Annotated in this window: 20 protein-coding genes; 11 read left to right on the top strand and 9 right to left on the bottom strand. The window is 70.9% G+C overall.

Annotated features, from left to right (window positions below; translation table 11 throughout):
- The first annotated feature begins 18 nt into the window (after window positions 1–18).
- The 3 genes from HPS36_RS06175 (at window position 19) to HPS36_RS06165 (ending at window position 2,111) form a co-directional block, all read left to right on the top strand.
- Window positions 19–831, top strand: coding sequence for a DUF7537 family lipoprotein (locus HPS36_RS06175; RefSeq protein WP_173229167.1), 813 nt, complete (start codon window positions 19–21; stop codon window positions 829–831).
- Between the two features lie 201 nt (window positions 832–1,032).
- Entirely contained in the window at window positions 1,033–1,461 is a 429-nt protein-coding gene (locus HPS36_RS06170; RefSeq protein ID WP_006111505.1) for a 30S ribosomal protein S12, read from the top strand.
- Window positions 1,458–2,111: a 30S ribosomal protein S7 gene (locus HPS36_RS06165; RefSeq protein WP_053770165.1), complete on the top strand. Its 654-nt coding sequence runs from the start codon at window positions 1,458–1,460 to the stop codon at window positions 2,109–2,111. The genes HPS36_RS06170 and HPS36_RS06165 overlap by 4 nt, the downstream gene beginning before the upstream one ends.
- A 224-nt stretch (window positions 2,112–2,335) precedes the next feature.
- Here HPS36_RS06165 and HPS36_RS06160 read toward each other — a convergent pair whose 3' ends face one another.
- On the bottom strand, window positions 2,336–4,321 hold the full coding sequence (locus HPS36_RS06160; protein ID WP_121563482.1) for an aconitate hydratase: 1,986 nt from the start codon (window positions 4,319–4,321) through the stop codon (window positions 2,336–2,338).
- Window positions 4,322–4,596: 275 nt separating this feature from the next.
- Here HPS36_RS06160 and HPS36_RS06155 point away from each other — a divergent pair, with 275 nt between their 5' ends.
- Entirely contained in the window at window positions 4,597–5,070 is a 474-nt protein-coding gene (locus tag HPS36_RS06155) for a deoxyuridine 5'-triphosphate nucleotidohydrolase (protein WP_173229166.1), read from the top strand.
- Between the two features lie 40 nt (window positions 5,071–5,110).
- Here HPS36_RS06155 and HPS36_RS06150 read toward each other — a convergent pair whose 3' ends face one another.
- The 4 genes from HPS36_RS06150 to HPS36_RS06135 all read right to left on the bottom strand — a co-directional run bounded on the left by HPS36_RS06150 (window position 5,111) and on the right by HPS36_RS06135 (window position 8,727).
- A complete protein-coding gene (locus HPS36_RS06150; RefSeq protein WP_121600374.1) occupies window positions 5,111–5,485 on the bottom strand; it encodes a tautomerase family protein in 375 nt (124 codons plus the stop codon).
- 363 nt (window positions 5,486–5,848) lie between these two features.
- Window positions 5,849–7,213: an LLM class flavin-dependent oxidoreductase gene (locus HPS36_RS06145; protein WP_173229164.1), complete on the bottom strand. Its 1,365-nt coding sequence runs from the start codon at window positions 7,211–7,213 to the stop codon at window positions 5,849–5,851.
- A gap of 115 nt (window positions 7,214–7,328) precedes the next feature.
- Window positions 7,329–7,736, bottom strand: a complete 408-nt coding sequence (locus tag HPS36_RS06140; RefSeq protein WP_121563486.1) for a CBS domain-containing protein — start codon at window positions 7,734–7,736, stop codon at window positions 7,329–7,331.
- A 34-nt stretch (window positions 7,737–7,770) separates the two neighbouring features.
- Complete coding sequence (locus tag HPS36_RS06135) at window positions 7,771–8,727, bottom strand: DUF5787 family protein (protein ID WP_173229162.1); 957 nt, start codon at window positions 8,725–8,727, stop codon at window positions 7,771–7,773.
- 130 nt (window positions 8,728–8,857) lie between these two features.
- On the opposite strand from HPS36_RS06135, the gene HPS36_RS06130 reads away from it, so the two are divergent.
- From HPS36_RS06130 to HPS36_RS06120, 3 genes are all read left to right on the top strand, one after another.
- Window positions 8,858–9,241 carry a hypothetical protein gene (locus HPS36_RS06130; RefSeq protein ID WP_053770159.1) on the top strand — a complete coding sequence of 128 codons (384 nt, stop codon included), beginning with the start codon at window positions 8,858–8,860 and terminating at the stop codon, window positions 9,239–9,241.
- Entirely contained in the window at window positions 9,238–9,876 is a 639-nt protein-coding gene (locus tag HPS36_RS06125) for an NUDIX hydrolase (RefSeq protein WP_173229160.1), read from the top strand. The genes HPS36_RS06130 and HPS36_RS06125 overlap by 4 nt, the downstream gene beginning before the upstream one ends.
- Before the next feature lie 127 nt (window positions 9,877–10,003).
- Window positions 10,004–10,837, top strand: a complete 834-nt coding sequence (locus tag HPS36_RS06120; RefSeq protein ID WP_137716999.1) for an NAD+ synthase — start codon at window positions 10,004–10,006, stop codon at window positions 10,835–10,837.
- Window positions 10,838–10,912: 75 nt separating this feature from the next.
- Here HPS36_RS06120 and HPS36_RS06115 read toward each other — a convergent pair whose 3' ends face one another.
- Together HPS36_RS06115 and HPS36_RS06110 are read right to left on the bottom strand one after the other, a co-directional pair.
- The gene (locus HPS36_RS06115; RefSeq protein WP_173229158.1) at window positions 10,913–11,062 is read right to left on the bottom strand and encodes a DUF7563 family protein; all 150 of its coding nucleotides are present in this window, start codon (window positions 11,060–11,062) and stop codon (window positions 10,913–10,915) included.
- 245 nt (window positions 11,063–11,307) lie between these two features.
- Complete coding sequence (locus tag HPS36_RS06110) at window positions 11,308–12,405, bottom strand: anthranilate phosphoribosyltransferase (protein WP_173229156.1); 1,098 nt, start codon at window positions 12,403–12,405, stop codon at window positions 11,308–11,310.
- Window positions 12,406–12,729: 324 nt separating this feature from the next.
- On the opposite strand from HPS36_RS06110, the gene HPS36_RS06105 reads away from it, so the two are divergent.
- Window positions 12,730–12,888: a DUF7317 family protein gene (locus HPS36_RS06105; RefSeq protein WP_173229154.1), complete on the top strand. Its 159-nt coding sequence runs from the start codon at window positions 12,730–12,732 to the stop codon at window positions 12,886–12,888.
- Window positions 12,889–12,998: 110 nt separating this feature from the next.
- The gene (gene ahbB, locus HPS36_RS06100) at window positions 12,999–14,057 is read left to right on the top strand and encodes a siroheme decarboxylase subunit beta (RefSeq protein WP_173229152.1); all 1,059 of its coding nucleotides are present in this window, start codon (window positions 12,999–13,001) and stop codon (window positions 14,055–14,057) included.
- Window positions 14,058–14,120: 63 nt separating this feature from the next.
- On the opposite strand, the gene HPS36_RS06095 is transcribed toward ahbB, so the two are convergent.
- Together HPS36_RS06095 and HPS36_RS06090 are read right to left on the bottom strand one after the other, a co-directional pair.
- Entirely contained in the window at window positions 14,121–14,885 is a 765-nt protein-coding gene (locus HPS36_RS06095; RefSeq protein ID WP_173229150.1) for a bacteriorhodopsin, read from the bottom strand.
- 1 nt (window position 14,886) lies between these two features.
- On the bottom strand, window positions 14,887–16,563 hold the full coding sequence (locus HPS36_RS06090) for a methyl-accepting chemotaxis protein (RefSeq protein WP_173229148.1): 1,677 nt from the start codon (window positions 16,561–16,563) through the stop codon (window positions 14,887–14,889).
- Between the two features lie 140 nt (window positions 16,564–16,703).
- On the opposite strand from HPS36_RS06090, the gene HPS36_RS06085 reads away from it, so the two are divergent.
- Window positions 16,704–17,504, top strand: a complete 801-nt coding sequence (locus tag HPS36_RS06085; RefSeq protein ID WP_173229146.1) for an aldo/keto reductase — start codon at window positions 16,704–16,706, stop codon at window positions 17,502–17,504.
- 79 nt (window positions 17,505–17,583) lie between these two features.
- Window positions 17,584–17,799, top strand: coding sequence for a hypothetical protein (locus tag HPS36_RS06080; protein WP_173229144.1), 216 nt, complete (start codon window positions 17,584–17,586; stop codon window positions 17,797–17,799).
- Window positions 17,800–17,918 lie beyond the last annotated feature (119 nt).

Genomic DNA, 17,918 nt, shown 5'->3' with positions numbered 1-17,918 from the left:
GCGCCCGTTCCTCGTCGCATGGACCGGAGACGCTTCCTCGCCGGAGTCGGCGCCGGAGTCTCGGTCGGCGCCGCCGGCTGTCTCGGCGGCGACTCGGCGGAGCGGCCGTTCTCCGACGCAGACTGGCGGAGCGAGGACGGCCTCGACGTCGCGACCCTCGCGGAGCGGCACGCCGCGGCCCTCGTCGACGCCGGGGGGGCCACGCTGTTCTCGACGGCGGCGACGAGCCACGACGGCGATGCGGAGCCGAGCCCGTGGCTCCCGTCACAGGAGTACGAGGCCGCCTACGACCTCGAGAACGGCCGCCAGTACGTGCGACAGGAAGTGACCGAGACCGACGAGCCGGACGTCTCGGAGCTGTACGTCGCCGACGGGGTGGCGCTGATCCGACGCGAGACGGCCGACGGGACGCGGTACAGTCGGCAGTCGACGGACCGCTCGGCGAGCGAGCTCGAATCGGCGATGCGCGCGGAGGTCCTGACGGGGATCCGCGTCGAGAGCGAGACCGCGAGCGGCGAGACGGCGTACGAGGGGCTGAACCTCTGGGCCCCGACGAGCGACGGCGCGGGCGAGGTGCGCGGCGAGCCGACCGCGCGGTTCGCGTCCGACTCCTTCGACGGCGACCGGAACGTCCCCGAGACCGTCGAGACGGCGTCGGCGACGGTCCACGTGTACGAGTCCGGCGTCGTGCCGCGGCTCGAACAGTCGTGGGCGGGCGAACACGACGGGCAGGGGGCGACGGTCGACGTCGACATCGACTACCGCGACCTCGGCGCGACGGTGTCGGAGCCGGCGTGGGTCGCCACGGCGCGCGACGAGACGAGCGGCTGACGCTCGTCCCGTTCCAGGCGAAACGACGGGCGCTCTCGTCCGCTTACCGGCTCAGCGGGAGCGAACGTCCGTCGTTTCCGACAACCGACTCCCCGTGAAACACCCTCAGATCCGTCGAGAGGTACCGCTCGGAGGATCTGAGGCCGTTTCGCGACGGAGAAAGACGACGCTTAAGTAGCTCCGTTCGGAAGTAGGCGTACGATGGCGAACGGCAAGTACGCGGCCCGTAAGCTCAAAAAGGACCGGCAGAAGCGCCGCTGGTCCGACTCCGAGTACGCTCGGCGAGAGCGCGGGCTCAAGACGAAGTCCGACCCGCTGGAGGGTGCCCCGCAGGCGCGCGGCATCGTCCTCGAAAAGGTCGGCATCGAGGCAAAGCAGCCGAACTCGGCGATCCGAAAGTGCGTTCGGGTTCAGCTCATCAAGAACGGGAAGCAGGTCACCGCGTTCTGTCCCGGTGACGGCGCGATCTCCTTCATCGACGAGCACGACGAGGTCACCATCGCCGGGATCGGCGGTGCGAAGGGTCGCGCGATGGGCGACCTCTCCGGCGTCAACTACAAGGTCGAGAAGGTCAACGGTGTGTCGATGATCGAACTGGTTCGCGGGAACGCGGAGAAGCCGGTCAGATGAGCGGCGAGGAGACCGAGGCGCCGTCCGAAGAGGACGTCGCCGCCGACGAGCCGGACCCGGACGCGCCCGCCTCCAGCGAGGCGGCCAACGAGAACGCCCAGCTGTTCGGCGTCTGGGACGTCACCGAGATCGCCTACGAGGACCCCTCGACGAAGCGGTACATGACGGTGACGCCCATCGCCCACACGATGGGTCGCCACGCGTCCAAGCAGTTCAAGAAGTCCGAGATCTCGCTGGTCGAGCGGCTGATCAACCGCCTGATGCAGACCGAGGAGAACACGGGCAAGAAGCAGCAGGCGACGCGGATCGTCCGCGACGCTTTCGACATCGTCCACGAGCGGACCGAGGAGAACCCGGTCCAGATCCTCGTGACGGCCGTCGAGAACGCCGCGCCCCGCGAGGAGACCGTCCGCCTGAAGTACGGCGGCATCTCCGTCCCGAAGGCCGTCGACGTCGCGCCCCAGCGCCGCGTCGACCAGGCGCTGCTGTTCATCTCCGACGCCGTCGCCAGCGCGACGTACAAGTCGTCGACGCCCGCCGCCGAGGCGCTCGCGAACGAACTCGTCGCCGCCGCCGACTACGACGTCGAGGGCTCCTACTCCATCTCGCAGAAGGAGGAGCGCGAGCGCGTCGCCGCCGCGGCCCGCTGAACTCGGCCGCCGGCGCTTTCTCTCTCGTCTCTCTCCCGTCGGACACCCGCGGGTCCGTCTCGATCGGGTCGCCGGTCGTCGATTCCGTCGTCGCGTCCCCACTTCTCGTCGGTCAGTGACTTCGTCGTCGCGTACCGGTCGGGTAGCCGGGCGTCGCGCCGTCGCTGTCGGTGCGTGAAAAAAACGAGAACGTCGGCGTCGAGCGGTCCGCGTCGGCCGTCGGCTCAGTCGTCGGCCGGCGCCGCGCCGGAGCCGCCGTCGGCGTGCTGCTGTTTGACCCACGAGAGCTTGCCGCCGGCCGCGAGGATGTCGCGCTCGCGCTCGGAGGCGTCGAGGTCGGCGGTGAACTCCCACTCGCCGTTGACGCTCACGGTGAACTCCTCCTGCCCGGAGCGGACGCCCGCGGGCACGTCGTCGACGATCTCGAGGTCGTCGCCCTGGTCGATCTTCTCGTACGTCTCCTCGTCGATCGCCAGCGGGACGATCCCGAAGTTGAAGAGGTTCGCCTTGTGGATGCGGGCGAAGCTCTGCGCGAAGACGGCCTCGATGCCGAGGTACATCGGACAGAGCGCGGCGTGTTCACGCGAGGAGCCCTGGCCGTAGTTCTCGCCGGCCACGAGGACGCCGCCGTCGGCGTTGAGCGCGCGCTCGGCGAACGTGTCGTCGACGCGCGAGAGCGTGAACTCGGAGAGCTTCTCGATGTTCGAGCGGAACTTCAGGATGTCCGCCGTCGCCGGGATGATGTGGTCGGTGGTGATGTTGTCCTCCATCTTGAGGAGGGCCTCGCCGCCGTCCACGTCGATCCCGTCTTTCAGCGGCACGTCGCCGATGTTCGGGCCCTTGACGAGCCCATCGTCGATCGCCTCGTCGGGCGAGATGATGTCCGAGTCGTCCTTCCCCATGCCGGGGCCGTACTTCGTCCCCATCTCCAGGCCGGGCGCCTCGAGGTCGCCGAGCTCGTCCGCGAGGTCACGCGGGTCGACGATCTCGCCGGTGATGGCCGCCGCGGTGGCGACCTCGGGCGAACAGAGGAAAACGGAGTCGTCCTCGATGCCGGAGCGACCCTCGAAGTTGCGGTTGAAGGTGCGCAGCGAGACGGAGTCGGAGGCGGGCACGTGGCCGATGCCGATACACGCGCCGCAGGTCGCCTCGGAGAAGTTGACGCCGGCCGCCATCATCTCCGCGGTCCAGCCCTCGCGGGCCAGCATCTCGGAGGCCTGCTTCGAGCCGGGCGCGACGATCATCTCGGTCTGCTTGGCGACCTCGCGGCCCTCCAGCATCTTCGCGCTGGGGAGGATGTCCTCGTAGGCGCCGTTGGTACAGGAGCCGACGATGACCTGCTCGACGTCGGTGCCCTCGTACTCGCTGACGGGGGCGACGTTGTCGGGCATCGAGGGCGCGGCCACGAGCGGTTCGAGCTCGTTTAAGTCGACCTCGATCGTCTCCGCGTACTCCGCGTCGTCGTCGGGCTGGAGGTCGACGTACTCGTCCTCGCGGTCCTGGCGCGCGAGCCAGTCCTTCGTCTTCTCGTCGGTCGCGAAGATCGAGGAGGTGGCGCCGAGCTCGGTGCCGAGGTTCGTGATCGTGGTGCGCTCGGGGATCGTGAGCTTCTCGGCGCCGGGGCCGGTGTACTCGAAGATCTTGCCGACGCCGCCCTTGACGGTCAGCTCGCCGAGCAGGTGGAGCGCGATGTCCTTGGCGGTCGCCCACTCGGGCAGCTCGCCCTCGAGGTGGACGTTGACGACCTCGGGCATCTCGACGTAGTAGGGGCCGCCGCCCATGGCGACGGCGATGTCGAGCCCGCCCGCGCCGATCGCGAGCTGGCCGAGCCCGCCGGGGGTCGGCGTGTGCGAGTCGGAGCCGAGCAGCGTCTTGCCGGGCGCCGCGAAGTTCTCCTTGTGGACCTGGTGGCAGATGCCGTTGCCGGGCCGGGAGAAGTAGGCGCCGTACGTGCCCGCCGCGGAGCGGAGGAAGCGGTGGTCGTCGGTGTTCTTGAAGTCGAACTGGTACGTCTGGTGGTCGCAGTACTGCGCGGCGAGCTCCGTCTGGACCTCGTCCATCTCGAGGGCCTCGAACTGGAGCCACACCATCGTCCCCGTCGTGTCCTGCGTCAGCACCTGGTCGATCTCGATGCCGATCTCCTCGCCGGGCGTCAGCTCGCCCTCGACGAGATGGTCATCGAGGATCTTCTCGGTAATCGTTTGTCCCATAGTACGCGATGATGGCTCTCCCGTGGATATAAAACCCGCGAGTTTCCAGAAGATCGACCGTGTTAGATCCCGCGAGGCGGCAACCTTCGCCCCGATCTCCGCGTGGTACCACACACCGTGAAATACGTAGCCGTCCCGAGTGTTTTAGGACATTAAACGCCTGAAACGGCCGAAATCGGGTGACTCGGAGGTCCCGGTGATTCCGGCCGGTTCCCCCGCCGACGCCGCGACTCGCGGGCGACACCGTTTTGGCTCGCCCGCGGTTCCGGACGCGCATGTTCGACTCGGGAGCCGCGGTCGCGGCGGCGCTGGAGACGGCCGGCGCCGACCTCGACGACGCGCAGCGACAGCCGAACGGCGTCGACCTCACCGTCGACGCGGTGTTCGCACAGACCGAACCGGGCCGCATCGGACGCGACGGGAAGCGCGTGGGCGAGCGGCGGGAGCTGGAGCCTCGGGGCGACTGCTACCGGCTCGAACGCGGGAGCTACGTCGTGCGATACGGCGAGCCGGTGCGGATCCCCGAAGGACGGATCGGCTTCGTCCTCCCGCGCTCGACGCTGCTGCGGAACGCCTGTACCCTCGACACCGCGGTGTGGGACGCGGGCTACGAGGGCGTCGGCGAGGGGCGGCTCGACGTGGGCCACCCCGTCGAGATCGAGCCGGGCGCGCGGATCGCGCAGCTCGTCCTCGCCGAGGCCGACCACGACGGGACGTACGAGGGCGCCTACCAGGAGGAGAACCTCTGAGCGGGCGGTATGGGGCGCCCCGGGAACCCCCCGAGGCCGACTACGCCCCGTCCCAGTCCCCGCCGACGCGGTCGATGCCCATCATGTCCTCGCCCGCGTGTTCGGTGAACACGACCTTACAGTTCGGCTCGGGCACGCCGAACGCCTCGACCGCCCGCTCCATCACCGCCAGCGCGAACGCGCGCTTGTACTCGAACGGGCGGCCCTCGCGAATTTCGGCGTCTAAGAAGAGCAGCGGTCCGTCGACTCCCCGCCCGATCGCCATCGCCGACGGCTCGCGCTCGGCGATCGTCACGGCGACGTGCCCGGCCGTCGTCTCCATCTCCTCGGTGTACCGGTCGGTGACGAACGCGACGAACGACTCCCGCTCCGCGGGCGACAGCGACAGCGTGGTCGAGAACTGTAACAGGGGCATACCCGCGCTTCGACCGGGCGGGACTTCGCGCTATCGGCTCTCGGGCGCGACTTCGCGTGCGGACGCCTCGGCGCGCGCGGCGGCTGCGCGAGCGAGTCGCTCGGTAGGTAAAGGAACGAACGGCACGCCCGTGCCGGGAAAAGATGGCACGAGCGTGTCGTTCTGTAGGTCCCCGCTGACGCTTCGGCCCTCCAAGCGAAGCGTCACCTGAAACAAGCGGTGGTAGACACTTAAGCGTGCCGGGGGCGGCAGCGTTGTCGTATTAGTTAGCGGCAACGCGTTCACAACACGCGGTCAACAGGAACCGGGAATCCGCCCGACTGCGACCCGACGACCGCCGATCAGCCTGTCGATCCGACCCGACTACTGCCGAGCGGGGTGGTCCGCGCGGAGCCGCGTCTGCCCCTCGCCGAGGAGCCGCTCGCGGAGCGTCTCTCCCGGGGGCTCGGCGTCGGCCGGGGGGACGAGGCCGCGCTCGCGCAGCTCCGGGACGACGAGGTCGACGAAGTCGACGAGCGAGTCGGGGCGGACGACCTCCTTGACGTTGAACCCGTGGACGCCGACCTCCTCGTGCCAGCGCTGGAGCTCGTCGGCGACGCGCTCGGGGGTCCCGACGATCTTCGGCGACGTGGTGCCGAGCCCGCAGAACTCAGCGACCTCGCGCACCGTCCACTCGCGGTCGGGCTGGGCCTTCGTGAAGGCGTTCATCGTCCCCTGGATCGCGTCCGTCTCGATGTGTTCGACCTTCTGGTCCGGGTCGAGCTCGGAGAGGTCCATGTCGAGGAAGCCCGAGAGCAGCGCGAGCGTCGCCTCGACGTCGACGTGCCGCTTGTACTCCTCGTACTTCGCCTCCGCGAGCGCCTGCGTCTCGCCGACGACCGGCACCACGCCGATGAAGAAGCGGAGGCTCTCGGGGTCGCGGCCGGCGTCGGCCGCGCGCGACTTCACGTCCTCCATGTACTCGATGACGCCCTCCTCCGTCGGCTGGCTGGCGAAGACGGCCTCGGCGTTGCGCGCGGCGAACGAGCGGCCGTAGTCGGAGGAGCCGGCCTGGTAGACGACTGGGGTGCGCTGGGGTGACGGCTCGCAGCCGTGCGGCCCCGGCACCGAGAAGTGGTCGCCCTCGTGGTCGACCGCGTGGACCTTTTCGGGGTCGGTGTACCGGCCCGCCTCGCGGTCGACCTCGACGGCGTCGTCCTCCCAGGAGTCCTCCCAGAGCTTGTAGCAGACGTCGAGGAACTCGTCGGCGCGGTCGTAGCGCGTCTCCTTGTCCATCCGCTCGTCGAGCCCGAGGTTCTCGGCGGCCGACTCCAGGTAGGAGGTGACCACGTTGATCGCCACCCGCCCGTCGGTGAGGTGGTCGAGCGTCGAGAACTCGCGCGCGAGCTGGTACGGGTGGGTGTACGTCGTCGAGCGCGTCACCGCGAAGCCGAGGTCGTCGGTGACCTCCGCCATCGCGGGCACGACGAGCTGCGGGTCGTTCGCGGGCGTCTGGACGGCCTTCTCGACGGCGGTCTCGCGGTCGTCGCCGTACACGTCGTAGATGCCCCGCACGTCCGCGAAGAACACCGCGTCGAACCCGCCGCGCTCGGCGGTGCGCGCGACCTCGGTCCAGTACTCGCGGTCGGCGTAGTCCGCCGACCGGTCGCCGGGGTACCGCCACGACCCGGGCGAGACGTGCTCGACCGAGGCCATGGTGAAGAGGTTGAGGTGTAGGTGATCGGACACGGCCCTCGGTACGCGCTCCGGGGTAATACGGGCACAGGAAGTGGCGGGACTTGTCGCGGTCGCGGACGGACTCCGGGGGCACCGGCGACCGCTGTCGAGGTCGCCGCGGGGCGCGTTACGCCGAGACGGACTCCGGCGAGGAGACGTACGCGGCGAAGTCGGAGGTGGTGATGATGCCGATGGGCGTGTCGCCGTCGACGACCGGGACGTGGTGGAACCCGTGTTCGAGCATCGTCGCGGCGACGGCCGCCACGTCGTCCTGCGCGCCCGCCGTGATCGGGTCCCGCGTCATGTATCGCTCGACGGTCGTCTCGGCCTTCGGCTGGCTCTTCGCGACGATGTCGACGAAGTCCGTGGAGGTCAGGATTCCGACGAGCCCCCCGTCGTCGTCGACGACCAGCACCGAGCTGATGTCGTTGTCGAGCAGCACGGCGGCCGCGTCCTCGACCAGCGTGTCCGGCGTCACCGTGTGGAGGTCCGTCGACATCAGTCGCGCGACGAACACGTCTTCGATCTCGTCCATACCTGAAACACCCGCCCTCGCCGTATAAGCGTTCTCACAGATACCGTGAGAGCCCGGACTGCCGGCGGGGCCCGGCGCCCTCGGGCTCCGCGACCCACGCCGTCCGCTCGTCCCGCAGGCGGTCGCGGTCCGCCTCGGGCGGGTCGGCCGGCTCGAAGGCGGGACACCCGCTCCCGCACTCGCGGCCCGGGTCGACCACGCGGTCGAAGTGCGCGCAGCGGGGCCGGCCGTCGGCGGTCGCCTCGCCGTGCGCGCACGCCGGCGGCTCGGGGCGCCACCCCTTCCCGTACGCGCGCTCGGCGATCCGCCGCCGCTTGCGCGCCTTCGCCTCGGGGCCGACCAGGGCGACGTCCGTGCGCGAGGGGCGCTCGGCGCGGATCTCGACGCCGGGGGCGTCCGGGTCGAGCGGCGTCGGCTCGCGGACCACCTCGCGCTCGCCCGTCTCCGGGTCGAACCGCCAGACGCCGACCGCCTCCGGGATCCGGTTGAGGTGCGCGCGGGTGACGTAGGAGGCGGTCGCGAGCACGACCTCGTCGAACAGGCCGAGCGCGGCGTCGTAGCGCAGCTGCGCCTCCAGGTCGCCCGGCGTGCCGAGGTCGGGCTTGTTCTCGACGGCGACGAGGCCGCCGACCCAGTCGTCCGGGTAGCGCGCTGTCGCGCGCACGGCGTCCCGCCCGTTCCGCCGCTCGCGTTCGAGGTAGCCGACCTCGACGGCCCGGTCGACGACGGCCGCGGCCCGGTCCGGCGGGAGGTCGAACGCGTCGGCGACGGGCACGGCCTCGCCCGGCCCGACGGCGGCCTCGACGGCGGGATCGGGGATCCGCTCGGCGCTGATCGCGGCCCGGTCGTCGAAGCCGGGCCCCGGCGACAGCAGGCAGACGTCGACGATGCGCGTCCCGGGCGTCTCGACGCCCGCGCCGAGCTGGCGGGCGACGACCCGGTCGGGGGATTCGAGCGCGGCGCACAGCGCCAGCTCGAACCGGTACTCCATGGGCGAGGAAGGGGCGCGGCGGGCTAAAGCGCGTCGGCGACCGCGCCCGGGGCCCCCAGCTTCGCCCGCCCTCTCCCCACGCCCCACCGCCGGTCGAAACCGGTATTCCCCGCGGGCACCTACCCCGACTATGCGCCGGGTCACCCGGAACGTCGTTGTCGCCATCGCGCTGGTCGTCGTCGCGCTGCTCGCGCTCGGCGCGCTCCCCAGCTACCTCGGCAGCGGCGACCCCTACTACCTCACGGTCGAACCGATCGAGACCAACGGCACCGCGGCCGACGTGAACAACGTCTCCGACCGCCGGTACCCGTACCTGATCGGCGCGATAGAGAGCGACGACGGTCGGTCGAAGGGCTACCAGACCGGCCCGTACGGCGTGAAGGAGTGGTTCACGCACACGCCGTTCGACGAGGTGGACGCGCTCACCCAACAGGTGCCCGGCGCCGCGACCGAGGGCGGCGTGCGGGTGCGCCGCGACGGCGAGGTGTACCACGCGGAGGTGGTCCGCCCGTGACGGGCGACCGCGGCGGGGACGCGGGTGACGCCCCCGACGACGCGCCGGCGGCCGACCTTCGCGACCTCCCCGCGTTCTCCGACGGCCGAAGCCACTCGCTGCCGGGCGAGCCGGAGTGGCCCGTCAGAGAGGTCGCGGTCGAGTACGACGAGGGGTGGTTCGTCGGCGGCTACGACTGCGTCGAGCAGCCCGACGGGACGGAGAAGAAGTACTACTGGGCGGAGCTGTCGCCCGCGACCGTCGTCGTCGCCGTCGCCGACGACCGCGTGCTGTTCGTCGAGCAGTACCGCCCCACCGTGCGGAACACGCAGCTGGAGCTCCCGGCGGGGGTCGTCGAGCGCGGCGAGTCGTACACCGAGGCCGGCGCGCGGGAGCTCGCCGAGGAGACCGGATTCGCGCCGTCGTCGACCTCGCTGCTCCAGGAGGTGTGGTGTTCGACGGGCGTGCTGCGCCACCGGCGCGGCTACGTGTTCGCCGAGGGGCTGGAGCCGGTCGACGTCGACCACGACAGCAACGAGTTCCTCGCCCCGCGGTCGGTCCCGGTCGAGGAGGCGCTGGCGACCGCGCGGGACCCGCCGACGAACGACGCGACCCTTGAGGGGCTCCTGCTCGCCGAGCGCGAGGGGCTGCTGTAGGCGCCCGCCGCCGGACCGCGACCCGTCGGTGCCCGACCGTCGCCGCGAACCGACGCAGAACCCGACGCGCGTCCAGTTCCCGGCGTCGACGGAGAGGTATTAGTCGTCTCAGTCCCTGTCCTCTGTCATGAGCCAGACCTCGGAGCAGTCGGTGTTGCTGTCGGACGACCCCCCGCTCGACCTCCGCCTCTCGGACGCGGAGCTGGAGGCGACCCGCGAGCGGATCGTCTCGTTCATCCGCGACGTGGTCGACGACGCGGGCGCGACGGGCGCGGTCCTCGGCCTCTCTGGCGGCATCGACTCGACGCTCACCGCGTACCTCGCGGTCGAGGCGCTCGGCGAGGAGGGCCTCCACGGGCTCACGATGCCCTCGGCGGTCAACGACCCGGACGTGATGAGCGACGCCGAGCGCGTCGCCGCGGACCTCGGCATCGAGTACGACGTGGTCGAGATCCAGCCCATCGCGGAGGCCGTCTTCGACGCCGTCCCCGACGCGGCAGACGACCGCACCGCCGCGGGCAACGTCTACGTCCGCACCCGCGCCGTGGTGAACTACTTCGTCGCCAACGCCGAGGACCGCGTCGTCCTCGGGACCGGGAACCGCGCGGAGGCGATGACCGGTTACTACACGAAGTACGGCGACCAGGCGGTCGACTGCAACCCCATCGGCAACCTCTACAAACAGCAGGTGCGCCAGCTGGCCGCGCACGTCGGGGTCCCCCGCGAACTGGTGATGCAGGAGCCGACCGCGGGGATGTGGGAGGGGCAGACCGACGCAGAGGAGATGGGCCTCGACTACGACACCGTCGACGCGATCCTCGCGGTCCACGTCGACGGCGGGCTCTCGCGGGCGGCGACGGTCCGCGAGCTCGACGTGCCCGAGGCGGCCGTCGACCGCGTGGTCGACCTCCACGAGCGCAGCGCTCACAAGCGGGCGATGCCGCCGGCGCCGGAGCGGTAGGAGGGGTCGGAGCGGCGGCGGGCCTCGGGGTCGGGAGGGCCGATCGGGACGGCGAGCCGGAGCGGTCAGCGGGGGTCAGGCGTCCTGCGCCCGTTCCTTCGCCACCTCGGCGATCCCGGCGTTCGCCGAGCAGTTCGGGCACGCGTGTACCCGCCTCCGGTCGTCCCCGAACACCTGGACGAACCGCTCGGAGACGTGCGCCTCGCAGTGTTCACAGGTCGGCATGGCGGTGAATGGTATCGTGGGTCATCTTCGGTACACGTTCACTTGGTGCCCCGACCTCAAGAGCGCTTTTCAAACTCCGTTCCAAATCAGGCCCAAATTCGGGGACCGAAGCCGGAACACGGGCGAAAAAACGAGCCGAGAGACGGGGATTCGCGGGCGCGACGGCGACGCGGTTCCGTCACGCTGCCGCCCTCCCCAGCGATCCTCGATCGCTCCGCGCGACGCGCCGCCGAGGGGTCCGGCGGTCAGAACTCGCGCAGGGCGTCGAGCACGTCGTGGGCGCTCCCGTCGTCGATGACCTCGCGGGCGGCGTCGAGGCCGTCCTCGATGGAGTCGGCGTCGCCGCCGGCGTAGATCCGGAGCGCGGCGTTGACCGCGACCGCGTCCGCGAAGGCGCCGTCGCGCTCGCCGGCCAGCACCTCCTCGGTGATCGCCGCCGAGTCGGCGGCCACGTCGTCGACCGCGAGATCGTCCTCCTCGAGGTCCATCCCGTACTCCGCGGTCTCGATCTCGAAGTCGTCGAAGGAGGCGCCCTCGCTGCCGGCCTCGTCGCCGTCGTCGCCCGCGGCGTCCCACTCGGCGACCTTCGTGTAGCCGGGGCGCACGTCGTCGTACCCCTCCATGCCCTGGAACATCAGGACGCGGTCGAGGTCGTGGAACTCGCTCTCCACGAACGTGTCGACCACCTTCTTCGCGAACGCGAGGTGGTAGAAGGAGCCGAGGTGGACGGAGGCGCCGGCGGGGTTCGCCAGCGTCTCCACGGTGTTGACGAACGTGCGGACGCCCATCATGTCGCGCCGTTCGAACAGGTCGTCGATGGCGGGGTTGAACGCGGGCTGGTAGTAGAAGCCGAAGCCGGTCTCGTCGACCATGTCGGCGGAGTCCGACGGCGTCAGCTCGGTGTGGACGCCAAGCTCGTCTAAGACGTGCTTGTACGCGTCCTGCTTCTGGGTCGGCACGCGGTCGCCGGAGTGGACGACGACCGGGGTGCCGGCGGCGGCCGCGACGGCGCCCGCGGCGACGCCTAAGATTGCGGTCCGGCCCTTCCCGTCGTAGTTGGCGCCGCAGTCGACGGGGTCGGCCTCGGGCTCGGCGTACTCGACGCGGTCGCACATCACGTCGACGTACGCCCCGAGCTCCTCGGGTGTGTTCCGCTTCCAGCGGTTCGCGAGCCAGAACGCCCCGAGCGTGGTCGGGTCCGGCTCGTCCGCGAGGATGCGCTCGAACGCCTCGGTCGCCTGCGCGCGCGTCAGGTCGTCGGCCGACTTGTGGCCGGAGCCGCAGACCTCGGTCATCAGCCGCTTGAGGGGCCAGTCGCCGAACTCCTGAGTCGCCTGAGCCATACGCGCCGTTCGGGTTCTCGGACGAAAAGTCCCCCGTTCGACTCCCGCGCGTCGGGAACGCGTCGGGCCGGGACCGTCCCTCTAGAACGCGACCGAGGCGACGTGCGCCGGCCCGCCTCGCACCGCGCGCGAGCACCGGACCCGGGCGCCCGGGTCGCTCTCGCCGGAATCGTGGTACTCGTTCGCAAACAATAAACGTATGAACGTCCGATTATGCGGAATAATATGATATAATTCGGTTGTTCTGAACTCTTTTAATTCTGTATCAGGGTTCAAATGGCGTCAGAGTTATATATTCGTCCATCTATTGACTGGCTGTACCCGATGACGTCCAAATCCGTCGCCACCGCGCTCACGCTGTACCGGTCCCGCACGCTGACGCTCGAACAGGCCGCGACCGTCGGCGGCTGCTCGACGGCGCAACTGGAGGAGAGCGCCCGGGCGTTCGCGCCGACGCCCGGCGAGGCCCACGCCGACGACTGACGCGCGCGCTCGTCCGCATTCGACACCCGTCCCGCTGACGCTCGACGCGCTCCCGCTGACGCTCGACGCCCTCCGAAACCCGTAGGTACGCCCGGCCCCTACCCGAGGTAATGAGTCTGGACGCCGACTGGCGGGCCGACGTCGACGCCGTCGACGCGGCCCTCATCGACGAGTACCAGAGCGGCTTCCCCGTCGCGGAGCGCCCGTTCGAGCGGGTCGCCGACGAGATCGCGGCCGAGACGGGCGCCGATGTCGACGCCGACGAGATCCTCCGCCGCGTCCGCGACCTCCGCGAGCGCGGCGTGTTCCGCCGGTTCGGCGCGGTGCTCAACCCGCCCGTGATCGGTTCCTCGACGCTGGCGGCGGTGCGCGCCCCCGAGGACCGTTTTGACGAGGTCGCCGAGGTCATCAACGGCTACCGGCAGGTGAACCACAACTACCGCCGCGACCACGACTGGAACCAGTGGTTCGTCGTCACCGCGGGCTCCCGCGAGCGACGGGACGAGATCCTCGGAGAGATCGAGGAGCGAACCGGCTGCGAGGTGCTCGCCCTGCCGATGCTCACGGACTACTACATCGACCTGGAGTTCCCCGTCGTCAACGCCGACCGGTTCGCGCGGGAGTCCCTCGACGAGACCGACGTGTCCGCCACCCGCATCTCCGAGGACGCGCGCGGCGACCTCTCCGCGCTCGACGCCGACCTCCTCTTGGCGATCCAGGACGGCTTCCCGCTGTCCGCGACCCCCTACGCGGACGTGGCGGCGGAGATCGGCGCCCCGGTCGACGACGTGCTCGCCGCGGTCGAGCGCCTGCTGGCGGACGGCTGTATCAAGCGCGTCGGCTGTATCGTCAACCACGTCGTCACCGGGTTCACGAACAACTGCATGGTTGTCTGGGACGTGCCCGACGACGAACTCGACGAGCGCGGCGAGGCGGTCGGCAGCCTCCCGTACGTCACCCTCTGTTACCACCGCCCGCGCCGCCCCGACCAGGACTGGCCGTACAACATGTTCACCATGATCCACGGCCGCGAGGCCGAGGCGGTCGACGCGAAGATCGACGAGCTGGCGGCCGACCACCTCCCGTTCGCCCACGAGCGGCTCTACTCGACCGAGACGCTGAAACAGACCGGCGCGCGCTACGAGGACCTGGTCGCGGACGGGGACTGACCGGCCGCAGGAAGCGGGAGGGACCGGACGGGCGACGCGAGCCGGACCGGACCGGACCGCGGCTCAGTCGTCGCCGAGGGCGGTCGTCCGCTCGCCGGCGGCGTCTGCCCCGACGCTGTCGCCGACGGCGACGCCGCGGTCGGCGCCGAGGCGGTCGAGCGCGTCTGCGCCCGCGACCGCGACGACGACGAAGCCCACCTTCGAGACGATGTCGAGGTAGACGAACACGAGCATCTCCGTCGCGGGCGTCAGCAGGCCGAACCCGGTCGGCGCGAGCAGCCACACGACCGGGTACAGCGTCCACAGCACCACCGTGATGTTCCGGAGCGTGCCGAAGACGGCGCGCACTCGGTCGCCCGCCGCCGAGGCCGACCGCGGGAGCGAGACGAGGAGCCCGTAGACGAGCGCGAGGTACGCCGCCCCGGCGACGCCGAAGGCGACCCACGAGACCGTCCCGCCGGTGGCGGCGGCGGTGACACCGCCGGCGATGACGACCACGTCGACCCCGATCAGTCCGGCGAGCACGCGCCGCGACGGCCGGGCGAGCAGTCCGAGGTACAGCAGGATGAGCGGCGTCGTCACGAGCCAGTCGACGTACCGGACGACCTCCAGTTCGCCGACGGCCGTCGACAGCGTCCCCACGCCGATCGCCATCGCGAGGTACGCCAGCGCCGCGACGCCCGTGACCCCGGCGAGGGTCCCGTAGTAGACCGCGTGCGACTCGCCGGTCGCCGAGGACCGCGAGTACCACGCCCACAGCGGGGGAACCGTCCCGGCGCCCATCGCGAGGGCGCCGATCCACGCCCAGACGGCGGTGTCGACGAGCATCTCAGTTCACCTCCTCCCCGGCGACCGCGTCGTCGCCGTCGTCGCGGGAGAACTCGAACTCGGTCCCGGCCTCGCCCGCGGTCCCCCCGTCGGAGACCGCGGTGGCGTCGGGCGCCGCGCCGTCCCCCGTCGCGCGGCTCGGGCCGTCCAGGCCCTCGTCGGTCGCGAACTCGAAGTCGCCGACCGCGTCGCGCAGCGCGAGCGCGCGGTCGGAGAGCGACCCGGCCGCGGTCTCGACCGCCCCGAGGGTCCGCTCCTGTTCGTCGACCGCGCCGGTCACGTCGCCGGCCGCGCTGGCCGTCTGCGCGCTGATCGCGGAGACGTCCTCGACGTGGCCGACGACCGCGTCGACCGAGTCCGCCTGCGTCTCGGTGGCGCGGGTGATCTCGGTCATGCTGGCGTCGGTGCGCTCGGAGGCCTCCGCGAGGCGCTCCAAGGCGTCGATGGAGGTCTCGACCGTGTCGACGCCGGCGGAGATCCGCTGTTCGGTGCGCGCCATCGCGTCGGCGCCCGTCTCCGCGCGCTCCTGGACGGCGTGGATCCGGGCCTCGATCTCGCTGGCCGACGCCTGGGTCTCCTCGGCCAGCGACTTCACCTCCTCGGCGACGACCGCGAAGCCGGCGCCCTCTGCGCCGGACCGGGCGGCCTCGATAGAGGCGTTCAGCGCGAGCAGGTTCGTCTGCTCCGCGATCTCAGAGATGGTGTCGACCACCTCGCCGATCTCCTCGACCTCCGCCGCGAGCGCCTCGACCTCCGCGGTGGTCTCCGCGGTGGTCTCCTCGACCGCGTCCATCTCCGCGAGCGCCTCCTCTGCGGCCTCGCGGCCCTCCTCGCCGACCTCGGCCGCGTGCTCCGCGGTCTCCGCGACGTCGGTGACGGTGGAGGCGACCTCCTCGGCGGACGACGCGAGGTTCTCCGCCTCGTCGGTCGCCGCCTGGAGGTCGTCGCGCTGCGTGCGGGCCCCCTCGGCGATCTCCGAGACCGCCTCGCTCACCGTTCCCGTCGTCGCCCGGAGGTCGTCCGTGCGGTCGTCGACGGTCCCGGCCACGTCGGCGGTGTCCTCGGCGACCGTCGCGACGGACGCGACCGTCCCCTCCAGCTCGTCGGCCATCTCGTTGAACGCGGCGCCGACGCGCGCCATCGCCTCGTTGTCGCTCTCCGGGTCGACCCGTCGCGTCAGGTCGCCGTCGGCGAGCGCGCGCATCGCGGTCTCGTACTCGGTCGCCTTCTCCTCGACCGTCTCGGCGCGCGCGTCGGCCTCCCGCCGGGCGCGCTCCGCCTCCTCGCGGGCCGACTCGGCGTCGGCGATCTCCGAGCGCAGCGAGCCGCGCATCTCGTCGAACGCGCCGAACAGCCGCCCGATCTCGTCGGTCCGGCCCGTGTCGAGCCGCACGCCGAGGTCGCCCTCGGCCATCCGCTCGGCCTTGGCTGTGAGCTGCCGCAGGGAGATGACCGTGTTCGATCCGATCGTGACGCCGATGAGCGCGAGCCCGATCACCGTCAACAGCGTCATCCCGACGAGCCCGGACCGCACCGTTTCGCCCGCGGCACCGGCCGCGTCGGCGCGAAGATAGACGATAACTCCGTATGAGACTGAGACCCCCATGACCCCGATCAGCGACAGAGCGAGCTTCGCGCCGTAGCTCGATCGGACGCCCGGGGCCGATCCTGCTTGCATGTGTACTCGACCGCAGGGATCCCCCCGTGATAATATCCCTCCTCCGTATATTAACCGTGATAATCACTCTCGGCGCGGCGCCCGGCGGTCGCGGGGCTTCGACCGGTACGTTGAGGCCGCCGCCGTCCGCAGGGTGAGATATGATGACCGCTTTCGACAGGCTCGGATACGGGACGTACAAGCTGGAGGACGGCGAGGAGTGCGCGGCCGGGGTCGCGCACGCGGTCGAGACCGGCTACCGCCACGTCGACACCGCCCAGGGGTACGACAACGAGGCCTCGGTCGGCGACGGGATCGACCGGAGCGGCGTCGACCGCGACGACCTGTTCGTCGCGACGAAGCTCTCGACGGACAACCTCTCGTACGACGACGCCGTCGAGACCGCCCGCGCCAGCCGGGACCGGCTCGGCGTCGACTCGATCGACCTGCTGTACGTCCACTGGCCGATCAACAGCTACGACCCCGCGGAGACGCTGCCCGCGCTCGACGACCTCGTCGACGACGGCGTGATCGACCGGATCGGGCTCTCGAACTTCGAGCCGGACCAGCTGGACGAGGCGATCGACCGCCTCGACCACGACGTGTTCGCCCACCAGGTCGAGTGTCACCCCCTCCTCCAACAGGAGCGCCTCCGCGAGTACGCGGTCGACGACGGCCACTGGCTCGTCGCCTACTCGCCGATCGCGCGCAACCGCGTCGCCGACGTCGACGCCCTCCGCGAGGTCGCCGCGGCCCACGACGCGACCCCCGCGCAGGTGAGCCTCGCGTGGCTGCTCTCCAAGGAGCGCGTCGCGCCGATCCCGAAGGCGGCCGACCACGGTCACGTCGAGGAGAACTGGGCCGCCCGCGAGATCGACCTGACCGACGACCAGATCGCCCGGATCGACGGGCTCGACCGCGGCGAGCGGGTCGTCGACTTCGCGGAGGCCCCCTGGAACTGACCCCGCGCTCCGGAGCGCTCAATACCGCTATTGTCCCCTCATAGTCGGTTTAACGGTCTTGCCGGTCGATCGGTCTCCCGTGCCGGAGTCGAGCCAACGGTCCGACCGCGGTCCCGCCCCGGAGGTCGACCGCGACGCGGACGGCGAGTCCGGTCCCCGCGACCGCCCGGCCCTCCTCGCCGCCACGCCCGACGCGGCGGCGGTGTCGGACCGGCTCCGGACGCTCGTCGCCCTCGCGGGCCTCCTCGGTCTCCTGTTGACGCTGATCGCGGCGGAACTCCTCGTCCGGCTCTGAGCCGTTCGCCGCCGGACCGAAACTGAACGCCAGATACCCCCGATCCGCCGCCGGATCCGTCCTCGCGGTCGGTTTCACTTCCGCTTTCGGGCGCGTTTTTAAAAGGTGCGGGCACGACG

The sequence above is a fragment of the Halorubrum salinarum genome, from assembly GCF_013267195.1.
Classification (GTDB): Archaea; Halobacteriota; Halobacteria; order Halobacteriales; family Haloferacaceae; genus Halorubrum; species Halorubrum salinarum.
Note: the sequence above shows the minus strand (reverse complement) of the source record. Positions and strands in the feature narration are given on the sequence as shown.